This window comes from Allobosea sp. 10L422 (assembly GCF_056395345.1).
On record NZ_JBFTJI010000003.1, the window covers coordinates 282397 to 296279 of the forward strand.

Here is a 13883-nt window from a genome sequence, read left to right on the forward strand (position 1 = left end):
ATCATTCCTTGCTGTCTTCTTTGGCGGCTTCGAGCACAGGCAGCGGGGCGGGCTTCGCCGCTTCGGCGGTCTCCTCCTCGCTCTCTCCGGCCTCGGTCGGCTTGCGGGAACGGCGAGCAGCGGCAGACGCGGCCGGCTTCACCGCCGCCCGCTTCGCCTGCCCGCCCGCATCTCGCCCGACTGCCGTAGCGATGCTGTCGAGGGAGTGCTCGACGCCTTCCAGCCCGCGCACGATCAATTCAGGCGTGGCGGCCGCCGGCTCCATATCGGCGAGGCGCTTGTGGATGGCAAAGTTCAGGTCGCTGGTCACGCGCCCGACGATTTCGACATCTCCCACCACGCAGACCAGCTCGAAATCCATCGTCGTGGTGCCGAGCTTCTTGAATTGCACCACCGGCGGCGGCTTCTGCATCACGTCGCCATGGTTCGCGGCGACCTCCGACAGCATAGCCCGCACCTGCCCCGCCTCCAGGGTGCGCGGGACGGAGAGCGCGATCAGCACGCGGCCGGTCCGGTCATTGCGGACGCGGTTGCGCACCACGCCCGAAATCAGGTTCGAATTCGGGACGATCACCGTCGAGCGGTCGAAGGTCGCGATCTCGGTTGAGCGGACATTGATGCGTTTGACGATGCCTTCGATGTCGCCGACCAGTACCTGATCGCCGACGCGGATCGGCCGCTCCCAGAGCAGGATCAGGCCCGAGACGAAGTTCGACACCACCGACTGCAGGCCGAAACCGATACCGACCGAAAGTGCCGAAGCGACGAGCGTCAGACGCTCGAGACTCAGGCCCACCGCCGAGACCGCGATCGCCACCGCGCCGATATAGCCGACATAGCCCGCCGCCGTGCTGATCGAATTGCGCAGCCCGGGATCGAGCGCCGTCGTCGGCAGGAACTGATTGTCGAGCCAGCGCTGCAGCGCCCGCGTCGCGGCGATGCCGAGCCCGAAGACGAAGGCGAAGACGACGATGGTCGAAAGCGAGATCGTGACACCGCCGACCTGGAAGCCGAAGAAGGCGGCGCGCAGCGAAACCAGAAAATCGGTCGATTCCAGCCCCCAAGGCGCGAGCACCATGAGAACCGTAACGACGATCAGCAGGAGCTTCAGTACGCCGACACTGATAACCGCGACCTTGTCCAGCGTGGTGCTGCGCAGCCCCATGCCGGCCCTCAACGTCAGGGCGAAACGGCCCTTGCCCGTCAGGAGCCGTGGAAGGCCGAGATCGATGAACTGGAAGGCCAGCAGGAACAGGCAAGCGACGACGCCGATCCAGAGCGTCTGCTCGGCCAGGAAGGCGGCGAAGACGACATAGCCGCTGAGCGCCGAGGCGATGATCAGGAAGCCGATGATCCAGCCGAGAATCCGGACCGGGCCGAGGCTTGCCCCGTCCACCGGCACATAGGGGCCGAGGCAAGCCTCCTGCTCGACCTCGTCGTCATCGCGAATCTGGTAGAGCCCGGCAATCAGCGTCAGGGCGAAAAGAATGGCGAACAACGCCTTGACGATGATCGAGATTGCCAGGCCTGCGGCGATCGCCTGGAGCCAGGCCTCGAAGACCTTGCCCACCGACATCACGAGCGCGAGCGAAGAAGCGATCCAGACGACACTGCGGGCCGTCGGGTCGAGGACGCGGACCAGACGACGCTGCGGGCTGGACGGCGCGAACAGGGCATCGGCCAGCGCCTGGACGAAGGCGAAGAAGGCGAGGCCGACAACCACGGCCCAGATCACCGGCTGGATGCGCGGCGGCAACAGCCCCGTCGTGCTCAGCGCCTTGTAGATCAGCCAGCTGGCCAGCACCGGCGGCGCCGCGCCCGCGACGATATGGGCGAGCGCTATATAGAGGCAATTCAGATTGCCGGCGTCCTGCGTGTTGCTGTAGCGCGCCTTGAAACGCGGCAGATAGCGTGCCCGGGCGACGTAGAGCAGGACGGCGCCGAGCAAAGCGAGAGCGACCACACCACCGCGCGTCCCGGAGAAGGCGTCCGTCACCCCTTCCAGCCAGCCGCCGAAGATGTAACCGGACGCCCGCAGATCCTCGGGCGCCGTCGCGACCGCGTTGCTCCAGACCTCCGGATTGGCGACGGAGGGCCCAGCGGCGAATAGCGTCTTGGCGAAGATTTCGCGGCGCTTGTCGCCGATTGCGCTCTGGAGCTGCTCCGCCTGAAGCAACGACGCCTTGGCGATCTTCAGCGTCTCGTCGGCGTCGGCATAGGCCTTGGCGCGGGCCTCGCGGTCACGCGTGATCTCGGCGCTTTCGGGCGGCGCATTGGCATCGGGCTTCGGGCCGAGCTGATCGAGGCGAAGCTTGGCCTGCTCGACCCGCGGCGTCTGTTCGGCGATGATGACGCGCAGCTGATCGAGCGAGGGCTGCAGGCGGATCCGCTGACGCTGCAGCTCCGTATCGCTCGCTTCCGGAGAGGCCAGCGTCGTCTCAATTTGCGCCAGCTCGGTGCGGACCGCATCGAGCCGCGCCCGTGCGCTGTTCGGATCGGCAGGGGTCGCAGCCGTCTGGGCAAAGGACGGCGCCGCGGCCGCCATAACCAGCGCGAGGAGCAGCAGGCAGGCGGCCAGAAGCCGCCGCAGGCTGCGGAACGGTGCGTGTGCCATGCGCCCTGCCATGGTGGTGCAGCCCTGCTCCTCGGGATGATTCGGCTCGGGATCGACCCTCGGCACAGCCTTGCGCGCAAGGCAAGACGGAGAGCGGAATTCGGCGGCCGGCAAAGCGGATGCTCCTCGGATGGCAAGCGGACATGGCGAGCCAGATCGCGGCTGCGGCCCGCTCATCGCCGCAAAACACGACCTGAAGATGGCACGATCTATGCCGGGATCAGCGTTTGCCTGCTGCTTTACCGGTTTCCTTGGCACTCGTGCGATTGCGATAGCTCGCATTGCCGAGCCCGGTCCCGATCGTCAGCACCGCCCAGTTTTCGACGTCCTGCATCGCCGGCATCTCGCTCAGTCCCTGGATGACGGCATCGTTGTGCATCACGATTTCCGTCTCGTGATTGCCGATCTCCGGCACGAGTTCGCGGATGCTGTCGACGAGGTTGAAGCGGCTGCTTTCCCAGTTGCCGGGCAGGTTCTGCGCGCCGCGCTCGATCGCGCCGTCCGGCTGGATCAGGCCGGGACAGCCCACGCCGATGAAGGGCGCGACCCGCAGGCCCTCCTTCTCGGCATTCGCGATCTGGTCCCGCAGCATCTTGCCGAGACGCTTGATCGCCTCATCGCGGCTCGGCTGCTCATCGGCATGGCGCCAGAGCTCCGATTTCCAGACTCTGGCCTTGCCCAGATCGGGCGCCTTCTGCTGCCGGAGTTCGACAATCCCGGCGCGGATGTTCGAGCCACCGATATCGACAGCGACGAGGCTGTCGAAGGCCTCGAAGATCCATTTCGGCGCAAGATGCGCGCTTCCGACCAGACCCGCCTCGTCCGGATGATGGCTGACGGGCACGAGATCGAGATCGCGGCCATCGGTGCGCAGGATGATCGCGGCCCGCGCGATGGCGAGTTCGCCGACGCGGCTCTCCCGGAAGCCCCCGCCGACGACGATGCGATCGACCGGGGCCCAGCTCTTCAGGCGCGCGAAGCGGCGGATGACGAAGGCAAGCGATTGGGCGAAGCCCTCGACAGCGCTCAGCACCAGAGCGGCTTCGGCGGCCTCGCCCTCCTTGATCAGCGCATCCAGCTCCTTCTTGCTGATCTCGGCGGTCTTGCCCTTCAGCGGATCGTCGCCGTTGCGTTTCAGATGGCTGCGCAGCGCATCGAGATGCTCGACGAAAGCACCGCGGCTCGCCTTGTCGCCGACGAAGCCATCATCGTCCCGCACCTCCAGATTGTAGCTGGTGACGGTGACCGAGGGCAGCTCGGCAGCGCCATGCGGCCCGGTCCCGGCATTGTGTGGTTTTTCGGCATTCGCTGTGGCCATGAAGAATCTCCCCCGCGGTTTCGCGAAGGCAACCCGGCAAGGGCGAGCGGGGTTCCGACGCCAGGGCGATGCGCCACATGCAGCCCGCACCCCGCGCAGACAGGCAGGCGCTGCAGTTGACCGCCGCCACAATCGTCGCTCCAACAGGCAAGAGCCGCGGCAGGCGGCCTTGGGGGCGGAACGTGTCTGATCTGATTTTGCGCATGATCGTCATCGGGGCAGGCGCGACGGCGCTCACCGATCTCTGGGCGCAGCTCCTGCGGCTTTTCGGGCTGCCCAAGCCGAACTGGGCGATGCCGGGGCGCTGGTTCGCCCATCTGCCGCGTGGCCGCATGTGGCATGCCGACATCGCCAAATCCCAACCGGTGGCAGGCGAGCTCGCCATTGGCTGGATCTGCCATTATCTCGTCGGCATCGCCTTCGCGGGCGTCGTCCTCGCGATCTGGGGCGCGGACTGGACCCGCAACCCGACCTTCCTGCCGGCGCTGATCGTCGGCTGGGCCACGATCGGCTGCGGCTGGTTCATCCTGCAGCCCGGCATGGGCATGGGCATCGCCGCCTCGAAGAAGCCGAATGCCGGTCAGATCCGCCTGCTCAACTTCGTCAGCCACACCCTGTTCGCCATCGGGCTCTATGGCACGGCGCTACTGATCCGCTGAGCTGCTCCGCCGTCATGCTCGGGCTTGACCCGAGCATCTCGTGACGCGAAGGCTCCGGCGTCTCTTCCGGCCAGAAGTCTCGGAACAAGCCCGAGAACGACGGCTTCAGTCGAGCAAACGGGTCTCGTAGCTATAGAGCTGGCGGAAGCCGAGGCTGCGGTAGAGATTGATCGCGACGGCGTTGCTCTGCTCCACCTGCAGATAGGCATCGCCACAGCCCATCGCCCCGGCCCAGCCCAGCAGCCCCCTGACGATCTTGCGGCCATAGCCATGGCCGCGATGATCGGGGTGAACGCAGATCAGGCCGATCTCGGCCATGCCACGCTCGGCCACGCTCATGCCGAAGGCGACGGCCTCGCCCTCGACCAGCCAGGTGGCGAAGGCGGCCGGCAGCCTGACTTTCTCGACGATCGCGGCGAGATTGCCGACATGGGTCTTGATGCCGCTCTGGAGAGCGGCGACGCCGGCGGTCCATTCCAGGCTCGGCCGCGCCTCGATCTGCAATTCGGGCTCTTCGGAAACGTCGAGGCCGCCGAGCGGCGCGATCAGGCCGAAGGACTTGTCCTTGACCCGATAGCCGCGCTCCAGCACTGCAGCGCGGGTCGCCTCGGTGACGAGCGGCGTCAGCCGGATGCTCGGCGCCAACCCATCGGCGCGATAGAGTTCCGCGATCAGATCGAGCGTCGCATCGTCGAGCTCGGCGCCATAGACCAGCGGTGTCGCCGAATTGGCCCGGCCGGAATAGCCATTGGCGAAACGCAGCGCCCAGTCTCCGACGATGAGCGTCGACAGGGCCGGCCACGCATTGATGATCCGCCGCTCGCAGCCGAGCACGAGCGCGCTGTCTTCGGTCTTCGTCAGCATCTCATCCCCCCGCCGGCTTGCGCGGCGTCGGCCGCCAGCCCGGCGGCGCCATCTCGAAACCCGAGAACTCGAAACCCGGCGCGACCGTGCAGCCAACCAGCGTCCAGGCGCCGAGCGAGGTCGCACTCTGCCACCAACCGGCGGGCACCACGAATTGCGGCCGCTCGCCGGCGGCAAGCTCAGTGCCGAGATAATGAGCCGAGGCGTCGTGGCCATTCGGCGAGACCGTGATGACCAGCGGCGCGCCGGCATAGTGATGCCAGATCTCGGCAGCATCGACCCGGTGCCATTCCGAAGTCTCGCCGGTGTCGAGCAGGTAATAGATCGCCGTCGAGAAGCCCCTGCCCTCCGGCCCGGCCGGATCGCGGAAGGTCTCGCGGTAATGGCCACCCTCGGGATGGGGCTTCAGTTCGAGCAGCCGGATGACCTCCGCCGCCGTCAGCCCGTCCAGCCGCGTCGGCATGGTCAGAACCGGTTCTTGGCTTCGCGCAGGGCCGCGAAGACCTTGTCGGCCGAAGCGCCCGCCAGCCCGACGGAAGCGGCGAGAGCGCCCTCGCCGGCCCGGAAGAACGGGTTGGTCGCCTGTTCCTCCGCCACCGTGGTCAGCGCCCAGAAGCGCCCATCCGCCTTGGCCTTCTCGGCCTCGGCGAAGCGCGCCTTGAGCGCCTCGTTCGCCGGATCGACCGACCGGGCGAAACGGGCATTGGCCAGAGTGTAGTCATGGCCGCCGAGCAGGCGCGTATCGCCCGGCAGCGCCATCAGCCGCGACAGCGAGATCCACATCCGCTCCATTTGCCCCGGCTGGACCCGCCCGCAGCCCATGACGAAGACGACGTCGCCGACAAGCGCGAGCTTCGCGCCGCGCCCGACATAGCTGAGATGGCCGTCGGAATGGCCGGGCGTATGCCAGATCTCGAAACGCTCCCCGCCCAGCGCGACGACATCGCCCTCGCCGACCACCGTGTCGAGCGGCGCACTGGCGCGGGCGTCGGCCGGGCCGATAACCTTGGCGCCGGTTGCCTGCTTCACCTCCGCGACGCCCTGCGTGTGATCGTGATGCGCGTGGGTGATGAAGATGTCGCTGATCGTCCAGCCCTTCTGCCGGGCGGCCGCCAGCATCTCGCCGGCATCGGGCACGTCGATAGCCGCGCAGGCGCCGGTGGCGGGATCGTGGAGCAGCGCGCCGGCATTGTCGCTGAGCGTGCGGAAGATGTGAAGGTCGAGCGGCATGGCTTCCTCCGGCAGGGTCGGCCCGACGGGCCGATGAATGATCGTCTTCTTGAATGGGCCATGCCCGGCGCCCGATCAACCCGCAGCAACGCAGCCGGCACCTGCCGCTGCTGCCGCGCAGCCCTTGCGTTCGGCCGCCGCGCGTTCCATCTCAAGCGCCATGCCTCTCGACGTCGTCGATCTGCGCGCCTTCTATGCCAGCCCGCTCGGCCATGTGGCCCGGCGCTTCATCGGCCGGACGATGCTGCGCTTCTGGCCGGACTGCTCGCGTCAGCGGCTCCTCGGCCTCGGCTTCTCGACGCCCTATCTCTCCGTGCTCGGCATGCAGGCGGAGCGGACCATCGCCTTCATGCCGGCGGCGCAGGGCGTCGTGAACTGGCCGACGCCCGGCCTCTCCGCCTCTGCCCTGGTCGAGCCGACGCTCTTGCCGCTGCCGACCGCCTCGATCGACCGGGTCGTCCTCGTCCATGCGCTCGAGGAGACGGAAAGCCCGGACGACCTGCTCGACGAGGTCTCGCGCGTGCTAAATCCCGGCGGGCGGATGATCCTGGTCGTGCCCAACCGGCGCGGGCTCTGGGCCCGGATGGACGGCACGCCCTTCGGCCAGGGCCGCCCCTTCAGCCGCCGCCAGCTCTCCGCCTTGATACGCGCCGCCGAGTTCTCGCCGGAGCATTGGACGGAGGCGCTTTATGTACCGCCGCTGCAGCGGCGGCTCCTGATGCGTTCCGCCCCGGTCTGGGAACAGATCGGCGCCGGCCTCTCGCTGCCCTTTGCGGGCGTGCATGTCATCGACGCGACCAAGCAGTTTTACCGTCGCGCGCCCCTGCGCGCGACGCGGCGCAGCTTCGCGTTGCGGCCGGTCCTGCTGCCGCAGCCGGCTCCCACGCCGCGCGCAGCGGCCCCGCCGACGGAAAGCCGAACGGGTTGACATTTTCGCCGGGTCGCGGCCAAGGTCCGCCGCCTTTCGCGCCGGTTGTGCCGTAAACCGCTGTTCCGCCCGATTTTTGGCGCGGATTCTGAACTGGATCACGATGCGTAGCTATCTGGATTTCGAGAAACCGGTCGCCGAACTGGAGGCGAAGGCGGATGAATTGCGGGCACTCGAGGCACGCGGCGACGGCATTTCCCTGTCGGAAGAGATCGGCAAGCTCGACGCCAAGGCCAACCAGGCTCTGAAGGACATCTATGCGGCGCTGACGCCCTGGCAGAAGACGCTGGTGGCGCGCCATCCGCAGCGCCCGCACTTCAAGGATTACTGCGCCGGGCTGATCGAGGAATTCACGCCTCTCGCCGGCGACCGCGCCTTCGGCGAGGACGAGGCCATCGTCGGCGGCTTCGGCCGCTTCCGCGGCGAGCCGGTCTGCATCATCGGCCAGGAAAAGGGCGATTCGACCGAGACCCGCATCCGGCACAATTTCGGCATGCCCAAGCCCGAAGGCTACCGCAAGGCGGTGCGCCTCGCCGAAACGGCCGACCGCTTCGGCCTGCCGGTGCTGAGCTTCGTCGACACCGCCGGCGCCTATCCCGGCATTGAGGCCGAGGAGCGCGGCCAGGCCGAGGCCATCGCACGCTCCACGGAGACCTGGCTCGGGCTGCGCAGCCCCAGCGTCGCGCTCGTCATCGGCGAGGGCGGCTCGGGCGGAGCCATCGCCATCGCCGCCGCCAGCCGCGTGCTCATGCTGGAGCATGCGATCTATTCGGTGATCTCGCCCGAAGGCGCGGCCTCTATCCTCTGGCGCGACACCGGCCGCGCGCAGGACGCGGCGACCGGCATGAAGATCACGGCGCAGGACCTGCTGAAGTTCGGGATCATCGACCGGATCGTGCAGGAGCCGACCGGTGGCGCCCATCGCGACGCGCACGCGGCGATCAGCCGCGCGGGCGATGCGATCGCAGCTGCGCTCGGCGATCTGGCCGGCCTCAGCGGCGAGGATATCGTTGCAAAACGCGCCGAAAAATTCCTCGCGATCGGGCGCAATCTCTGAGCAATCTTTGCGCGCGATATCTCGCACCAGCGAAAGCAGGGTTCTTTACCGGCCGTTGACCATGTGGCCAGACGGGGCAAGCCTATGGTAAGGAACCCTCAAGGCTAACGCTTCTACAACGAGTCGACGGGCACAATTTGGCCCTCTTGCGAAGTCACAGGTCGCACTCTGGGCCTGCCGTTCGATGGGAATGACGACGTGGCAATCAAGCAACTCGCGCTCGTGGCTTTTGTTGCATTGACGCTGGCGGCCTGTGAGGAGGAGCGTTATCGCGGCTCCGCCCGGCACAACATCCCGATCCCGACCGCGACCTACGCGCTGATGTCCGAGAAGGGCATGAGCAAGGATCAACCGATCCTGATCCGCTCCTACAAGAAGGAGTCGGAGCTCGAGGTCTGGAAGCGCAAGGCCGACGGCCAATACGCCCTGCTCAAGACCTTCCCGATGTGCCGCTGGTCCGGCCAGCTCGGCCCGAAAGTGCGCGAAGGCGACCGCATGGCGCCCGAGGGCTTCTATGCCATCGCGCCCCAGCAGATGAACCCGAACTCGTCCTATTACGTCTCGTTCAACATGGGCTACCCCAATGCCTATGACCGGGCGCATGGCCGCACCGGCGCGCACCTGATGGTCCATGGTGCCTGCTCCTCGGCCGGTTGCTACTCGATGACGGACGACCAGATCGGCGAGATCTACGCGCTGGTGCGCGAGGCGCAAAATGCTGGCCAGCGCGCCGTGCAGATGCAGGCCCTGCCCTTCCGGATGACGCCTGAGAACCTCGCCAAGCACCGTCTCGACCCGAACATCGCCTTCTGGAAGAACCTGAAGGAAGGCACGGACTATTTCGAGGTCACCCGGAATGAGCCCGCCGTCGCCGTGGCCGGCGGTCGCTATGTCTTCAACGGCGGCTCGGCTCCAGCCGCCGTCGCCGCGAAGCGCCAGCAGGACGAGGTCCAGGTCGCCTCGCTGGTCGCCAAGGGCACGCCGGCGATCCGGCTGATCTATGATGACGGCGACCAGCACGCGTCCTTCAAGCAGACGCTGCTCTCCGGCGGCTCCGATGCGCTCAACCGCTCCGCTTCCTGGGCCTCGAAGGATGTCGGCGTCAGCCGCGCCGACGCCCTGTCGATCGGCCCGCGCGTCGTCGTGCTCGACGACAAGGGCCAGGCGAAGGCCACCATCCGCGCCGCTTCGGCCGACAATGACGCCGTTCTCGCCGCCATCGCCGCTGCCCCGCCGGAAGTGGCCGCCAAGCCTGCCGCCGCGCCGCGCCCGCCAGCAGCTCCGGCTGCGACCCAGCTGGCCAAGGTCGCGCCCGGCAACGCCCTCCAGGCGCCGGTTCTCGCAAGCGCGGGTTCGACGCCGGTCGCGACCGTGGCTCCCGCAGAGGAAAAGCCCCTGCTGCAACGCGCGCTCAGCTTCATGCCGGTCTTCGGCGGCGGCTCCAGCGCTACGGCCGACCAGGGTGTCGGCAGCGCGCCGATCGCATCGGTCGTTCCGGCGACGCCGACAGCCACCAGCGCCCCGCTCCCGCCGCGCCGGGCCAATGGGCTCAAGACGTCCAGCCTGGACCAGTCCACGGCCGGCTATGCAAGTCAGGCCGCGACGCGCTGACCCATCGAAAACAGTCACTGGTCGCGTGACGCAAATGCAACAGCGCAACGGATAAAACGGGCTTGCTTATTTCGCAGGCGCGAAGGCCCTCCATTCGGGGGCCTTTGCTTTTTGCGTGGGCGAAGCGCCCAAAACCTCGTCTTGCCCAAGTCGGTCTCGTCCGCTTGCTGGGACGACAGCGCAATCAATGCGCGGCAAGGGGGTTCCTGCAGATGTCCGTTCGTTTCCGTTCCTCGATTCTAGGACTGGGTCTGGCCGCCGCTGTCGGCGTGGCACAGGCCTCAGACCTGCCGAGCAAGAAAGGCCCGCCGCCCGCCCCGGTCGTTCCGGCGATCACCTGGTTCGATATCGCCCTCAGCGTGAAGGGCATGACCGACTACAATTTCCGCGGCATCTCGCAGACCGATCGCAAGCCGGCCATCCAGGGCGGCGCCGAGCTGCAGATCTACAACAATCTGTTCTATCTCGGCGTCTACGGCTCCAACGTCGATCTGGCGACGAGCCCGACCGCGGAGATCGACTTCTACGGCGGCATCCGGCCGAAATTCGGCGACCTCTCCTTCGATTTCGGCGTCTGGCAGTATTACTATCCCGCCGAAAAGCAGTTGATCGACGGCGCCGGCGTGTTCTGGACGCCGAAGAACACCGACTTCACCGAAGTCTACGGCAAGGTCTCCTACACCTTCGCCGAGAGCCTGACGCTCGGCGCCAACGTCTTCTACGCCTGGGACTGGCTCGGGACCGGCGCGAGCGGCACCTACGCCTCGCTGACGGCCAAGTACAGCCTGCCCTTCCTCGAGGGTCTCTCGGTCTCCGGCGAGCTCGGCCATTACTGGCTCGGCACCACCAACCTCGCGATCTGGTCGACCGTGCCGCCGACCAACCTGCCCGACTACACCTACTGGAACGCCGGCGTCTCCTATACCTGGAAGAACGTTACCGCCGATCTGCGCTACCACGACACCGACCTGTCCAAGAACAACTGCTTCCTGCTGACGGCCGATCCGCGCGGCATCGCCACCGGCACGGGTCGTTCCAACTGGTGCGGCGCCGCCGTCGTCGCGACGCTCTCCTTCGATATCACCGCCAGCAGCCTCGGCGTCTTCGCCGCCAAGTAAGCCTCCAAGCGGCCCAGCCCCAAGGAAAGGCCGCCTCGCAGGCGGCCTTTCTCATTCTGGCAGGACGACGGTGCCGTCAGACGATCTCGGACACCAGCTTGGCGATCAGGCTGTTGGAAAGGATCACCGGCAGGCCAGCCTCCGCCGCCTCGTGGCGATGACGCTCGACGAAGCCCATGCAATCCATCAGCAGGATTTCGGCCCCGCGTCCGGCCAGTTCGCGCGCGGCTTCCGCAACCGAAGTCCCCCCGCCGCCATAAGGGGAGGCAGCGGCATAGAGAGGCGCCCGGCCGAGCGGCGCCCATTTGCCGGCCTCTGACGAAATCTGTTCGGCCAGAGGCACGATGATCCCCAGCTGCGCGCCTTGCGTCAGCGCCGCCACGGCCGGCGGCAGGATGCGGTCCGGCTCGACGAGCCGCGCCTTTTGCGTGCTCAGGCTTTCGAAATGGCCGGTGCAGAGCATCAGGATGGTGCCGCAGCCCTCGGCCTCCAGCAGAGCGAGCTTGCGCTGCGCCGCCTTCTCGGTCCGGGTGCGGTCGATGACGACGGCGCTGCCGTCGAGCAGCTTCGTGATCAGCACCGGCTGGCCCGGCAATGCGGCTAAATCGCGTTCGATCTCAGCCCGGCTGAGACCGTCCAGCACGCCGGCATGGCGTCGGGGCAGGTCCGCATTGAGCACGGCATCCAGGATCGGCGTGATGTCGGCCCGCGGCGCCTGGCCGATGGTGAGGGTTCCGAGCTTGCTCATGGTCTCGTCCTGCACAGAAGAAAGAGGCCCGGGCGGTTTCTCGTCCGGGCCTCGGTCCCTCAACGCTTCCAGAAATTCTTCGAGACGGAGTCGAAGAAGGAGAAGATTGCGTCGCCGGCGATGACGCCCGCAGCAAAGACCTCCATGTCGCCCTCGCCGCTCTTGCCGCGCAGCTTTTCCCAGACCACGCGGCAGAGGATGCCGGCCAGCACCGCCCAGCCCGCCATCGGGAAGCCGATCAGAAGGCCGGTGGCAAAGAGTACGCCAATCTGCCGCTTCGGCCCGCCGATGAACTGCAGGATCGCGCCSGGRATCGCCCAGAGGAAGAGCTGCCAGGCGACGCCATCAGCAACGCCGGCCTTGATCGTCGCGGCATAGACCTTGTTCACGGGGGCGACGAGGTTCTGGTCGAAGAAGGACTGGTACGAGAACAGCACGACCGCGCCGGCGACGACGAAGGCGAACATCGCGGCGAAGAGCTGCTGGCGGCGGCCATCAAGCTCGAAGGCCGGGTCGGCGCCATTGCCGCGCAGCAGATAGCCGGCCTTCAGGTCGTAGCCCATATCGGCGAAGGCAGGCCCGGTTGCGGCGGAGAAGCCGACGAGCAGCGCCAGCGCCGGCATCGGGAATCCGATGAGCATGCCGATGATCAGCGTGATCAGCGCCACCGCGAAGGCCGGGAACCAGCCGGAATGCATCGCGGCGAGGCCGACGATCAGCTCATGCACATAGGCCGCGAAGGCGGCGTAGAGCACGAACAGGATCAGCATGCCCGCTGACATCTCGCTCATCAGACCGCCAACCAGCGCAATGAAGATGGCGATGGCGAGATAGCCGATCGTGCCGAGGCCGAGCGCACGGCGCACCTCCGCATCGCCAACTCCTGCCTTTGGCTCGTTCTTCCTGGCATCGCTCGGTCGCAACAGCAGCAGCGCGACCTGCAGCAGCGCAACGAGGCCGGCGCCGATCATGAAGCCGTGCGGGATATAGGCGGCCATCAGGTCGCCCTTCGGGATGATGGTCTCGAAAGCCGGCCCCCCGAAGAGCTGGCCGGAATAGCCGCGCAGCAGCAGGCCGACGCCGAACATCGTGAGCGCCCAGACATTGCCGATGAAGGCAACGCCGAAGGCCGACATCGGGATGCCGGTGACGGCGGCCGAGCCGGCGAAGCCGATCCAGGCCAGCGGGATCTTGATGAAGGAGGCGACGACGCCGGTGCCGAAGCCGATGCCCATCAGCACCGCCTTGCGGCCACCCTCGTCGCCGGCCTTGATCGCCTCGGCGGCGGCGACGCCCGGAGGCCAGGCGCCCGTCGCCGGGAAGACGCGGGAATCGAACATCCGGTAGAGCAGATAGGCGTCCAGCAACATCGCGAAGAAGGCGCCGGCCAGCATCGGCAGCACGAGGTCCGGCCGGCCGAGCAGCCAGGGAATGCCGACCGGCAGGAGCAGGCTGTTCGCCGCGCCAAAAGTGGCCGAGGAGATCGCGCTCTGAGCCAGGTTCTGCACATGGATCGAGCGGTAGCGGGCAAAGATCGCGAGCGGCACGCGCGCCAGCGCCATGGCCGCGAGCGCGCCGATCAGCGAGGTATTGGCGGTGATGCCGAGCGACACCAGAAGCTGCATGCCGATGATCGCGCCGAAGACGCAGAGCACGGCGATGAGCAGCAGCGTCGCCGGCTCGAACAGGCTGGGGTGCCGCCGTGGCCCCCCTTCAGTCGGATTGTTCATGCCTCG

Annotated in this window: 12 protein-coding genes; 5 read left to right on the forward strand and 7 right to left on the reverse strand. The window is 67.3% G+C overall.

Going from position 1 to position 13883, the window contains the following annotated elements:
- Position 1 precedes the first annotated feature (1 nt).
- Positions 2–2614 (reverse strand): DUF3772 domain-containing protein, encoded by a 2613-nt coding sequence (locus AC1DEZ_RS09570; RefSeq protein ID WP_476779570.1) that lies wholly within the window; start codon positions 2612–2614, stop codon positions 2–4.
- A gap of 220 nt (positions 2615–2834) precedes the next feature.
- Positions 2835–3932, reverse strand: a complete 1098-nt coding sequence (locus tag AC1DEZ_RS09575; protein WP_476779571.1) for an ROK family protein — start codon at positions 3930–3932, stop codon at positions 2835–2837.
- Between the two features lie 182 nt (positions 3933–4114).
- On the opposite strand from AC1DEZ_RS09575, the gene AC1DEZ_RS09580 reads away from it, so the two are divergent.
- Positions 4115–4591 (forward strand): DUF2938 domain-containing protein, encoded by a 477-nt coding sequence (locus tag AC1DEZ_RS09580; protein ID WP_476779572.1) that lies wholly within the window; start codon positions 4115–4117, stop codon positions 4589–4591.
- A 105-nt stretch (positions 4592–4696) separates the two neighbouring features.
- Here the strand turns inward: AC1DEZ_RS09580 and AC1DEZ_RS09585 are convergent, their stop codons facing one another.
- The 3 genes from AC1DEZ_RS09585 to gloB are packed head-to-tail and all read right to left on the reverse strand — an operon-like array spanning position 4697 to position 6685.
- Positions 4697–5455, reverse strand: coding sequence for a GNAT family N-acetyltransferase (locus AC1DEZ_RS09585; protein ID WP_476779573.1), 759 nt, complete (start codon positions 5453–5455; stop codon positions 4697–4699).
- Between the two features lies 1 nt (position 5456).
- Positions 5457–5918, reverse strand: a complete 462-nt coding sequence (locus AC1DEZ_RS09590) for a cupin domain-containing protein (protein ID WP_476779574.1) — start codon at positions 5916–5918, stop codon at positions 5457–5459.
- Positions 5919–5920: 2 nt separating this feature from the next.
- A complete protein-coding gene (gene gloB / locus AC1DEZ_RS09595) occupies positions 5921–6685 on the reverse strand; it encodes a hydroxyacylglutathione hydrolase (RefSeq protein ID WP_476779575.1) in 765 nt (254 codons plus the stop codon).
- Between the two features lie 160 nt (positions 6686–6845).
- Here gloB and AC1DEZ_RS09600 point away from each other — a divergent pair, with 160 nt between their 5' ends.
- From AC1DEZ_RS09600 to AC1DEZ_RS09615, 4 genes are all read left to right on the forward strand, one after another.
- Entirely contained in the window at positions 6846–7613 is a 768-nt protein-coding gene (locus AC1DEZ_RS09600) for a class I SAM-dependent methyltransferase (RefSeq protein WP_476779576.1), read from the forward strand.
- A gap of 103 nt (positions 7614–7716) precedes the next feature.
- On the forward strand, positions 7717–8670 hold the full coding sequence (locus AC1DEZ_RS09605; RefSeq protein ID WP_476779577.1) for an acetyl-CoA carboxylase carboxyltransferase subunit alpha: 954 nt from the start codon (positions 7717–7719) through the stop codon (positions 8668–8670).
- 198 nt (positions 8671–8868) lie between these two features.
- Complete coding sequence (locus AC1DEZ_RS09610; RefSeq protein ID WP_476779578.1) at positions 8869–10281, forward strand: L,D-transpeptidase family protein; 1413 nt, start codon at positions 8869–8871, stop codon at positions 10279–10281.
- 212 nt (positions 10282–10493) lie between these two features.
- On the forward strand, positions 10494–11399 hold the full coding sequence (locus tag AC1DEZ_RS09615) for a TorF family putative porin (protein WP_441511623.1): 906 nt from the start codon (positions 10494–10496) through the stop codon (positions 11397–11399).
- 76 nt (positions 11400–11475) lie between these two features.
- On the opposite strand, the gene AC1DEZ_RS09620 is transcribed toward AC1DEZ_RS09615, so the two are convergent.
- Together AC1DEZ_RS09620 and AC1DEZ_RS09625 are read right to left on the reverse strand one after the other, a co-directional pair.
- Positions 11476–12147 (reverse strand): AroM family protein, encoded by a 672-nt coding sequence (locus tag AC1DEZ_RS09620; RefSeq protein ID WP_476779579.1) that lies wholly within the window; start codon positions 12145–12147, stop codon positions 11476–11478.
- A 59-nt stretch (positions 12148–12206) separates the two neighbouring features.
- Complete coding sequence (locus tag AC1DEZ_RS09625; protein ID WP_476779580.1) at positions 12207–13877, reverse strand: OPT/YSL family transporter; 1671 nt, start codon at positions 13875–13877, stop codon at positions 12207–12209.
- Positions 13878–13883 lie beyond the last annotated feature (6 nt).

Coding starts and splice junctions, on each gene's coding strand:
- AC1DEZ_RS09570 (WP_476779570.1), bottom strand. CDS start 2,614: ATGGCACACGCACCGTTCCGCAGCCTGCGGCGGCTTCTGGCCGCCTGC.
- AC1DEZ_RS09575 (WP_476779571.1), bottom strand. CDS start 3,932: ATGGCCACAGCGAATGCCGAAAAACCACACAATGCCGGGACCGGGCCG.
- AC1DEZ_RS09585 (WP_476779573.1), bottom strand. CDS start 5,455: ATGCTGACGAAGACCGAAGACAGCGCGCTCGTGCTCGGCTGCGAGCGG.
- AC1DEZ_RS09590 (WP_476779574.1), bottom strand. CDS start 5,918: ATGCCGACGCGGCTGGACGGGCTGACGGCGGCGGAGGTCATCCGGCTG.
- gloB (WP_476779575.1), bottom strand. CDS start 6,685: ATGCCGCTCGACCTTCACATCTTCCGCACGCTCAGCGACAATGCCGGC.
- AC1DEZ_RS09600 (WP_476779576.1), top strand. CDS start 6,846: ATGCCTCTCGACGTCGTCGATCTGCGCGCCTTCTATGCCAGCCCGCTC.
- AC1DEZ_RS09605 (WP_476779577.1), top strand. CDS start 7,717: ATGCGTAGCTATCTGGATTTCGAGAAACCGGTCGCCGAACTGGAGGCG.
- AC1DEZ_RS09615 (WP_441511623.1), top strand. CDS start 10,494: ATGTCCGTTCGTTTCCGTTCCTCGATTCTAGGACTGGGTCTGGCCGCC.
- AC1DEZ_RS09620 (WP_476779579.1), bottom strand. CDS start 12,147: ATGAGCAAGCTCGGAACCCTCACCATCGGCCAGGCGCCGCGGGCCGAC.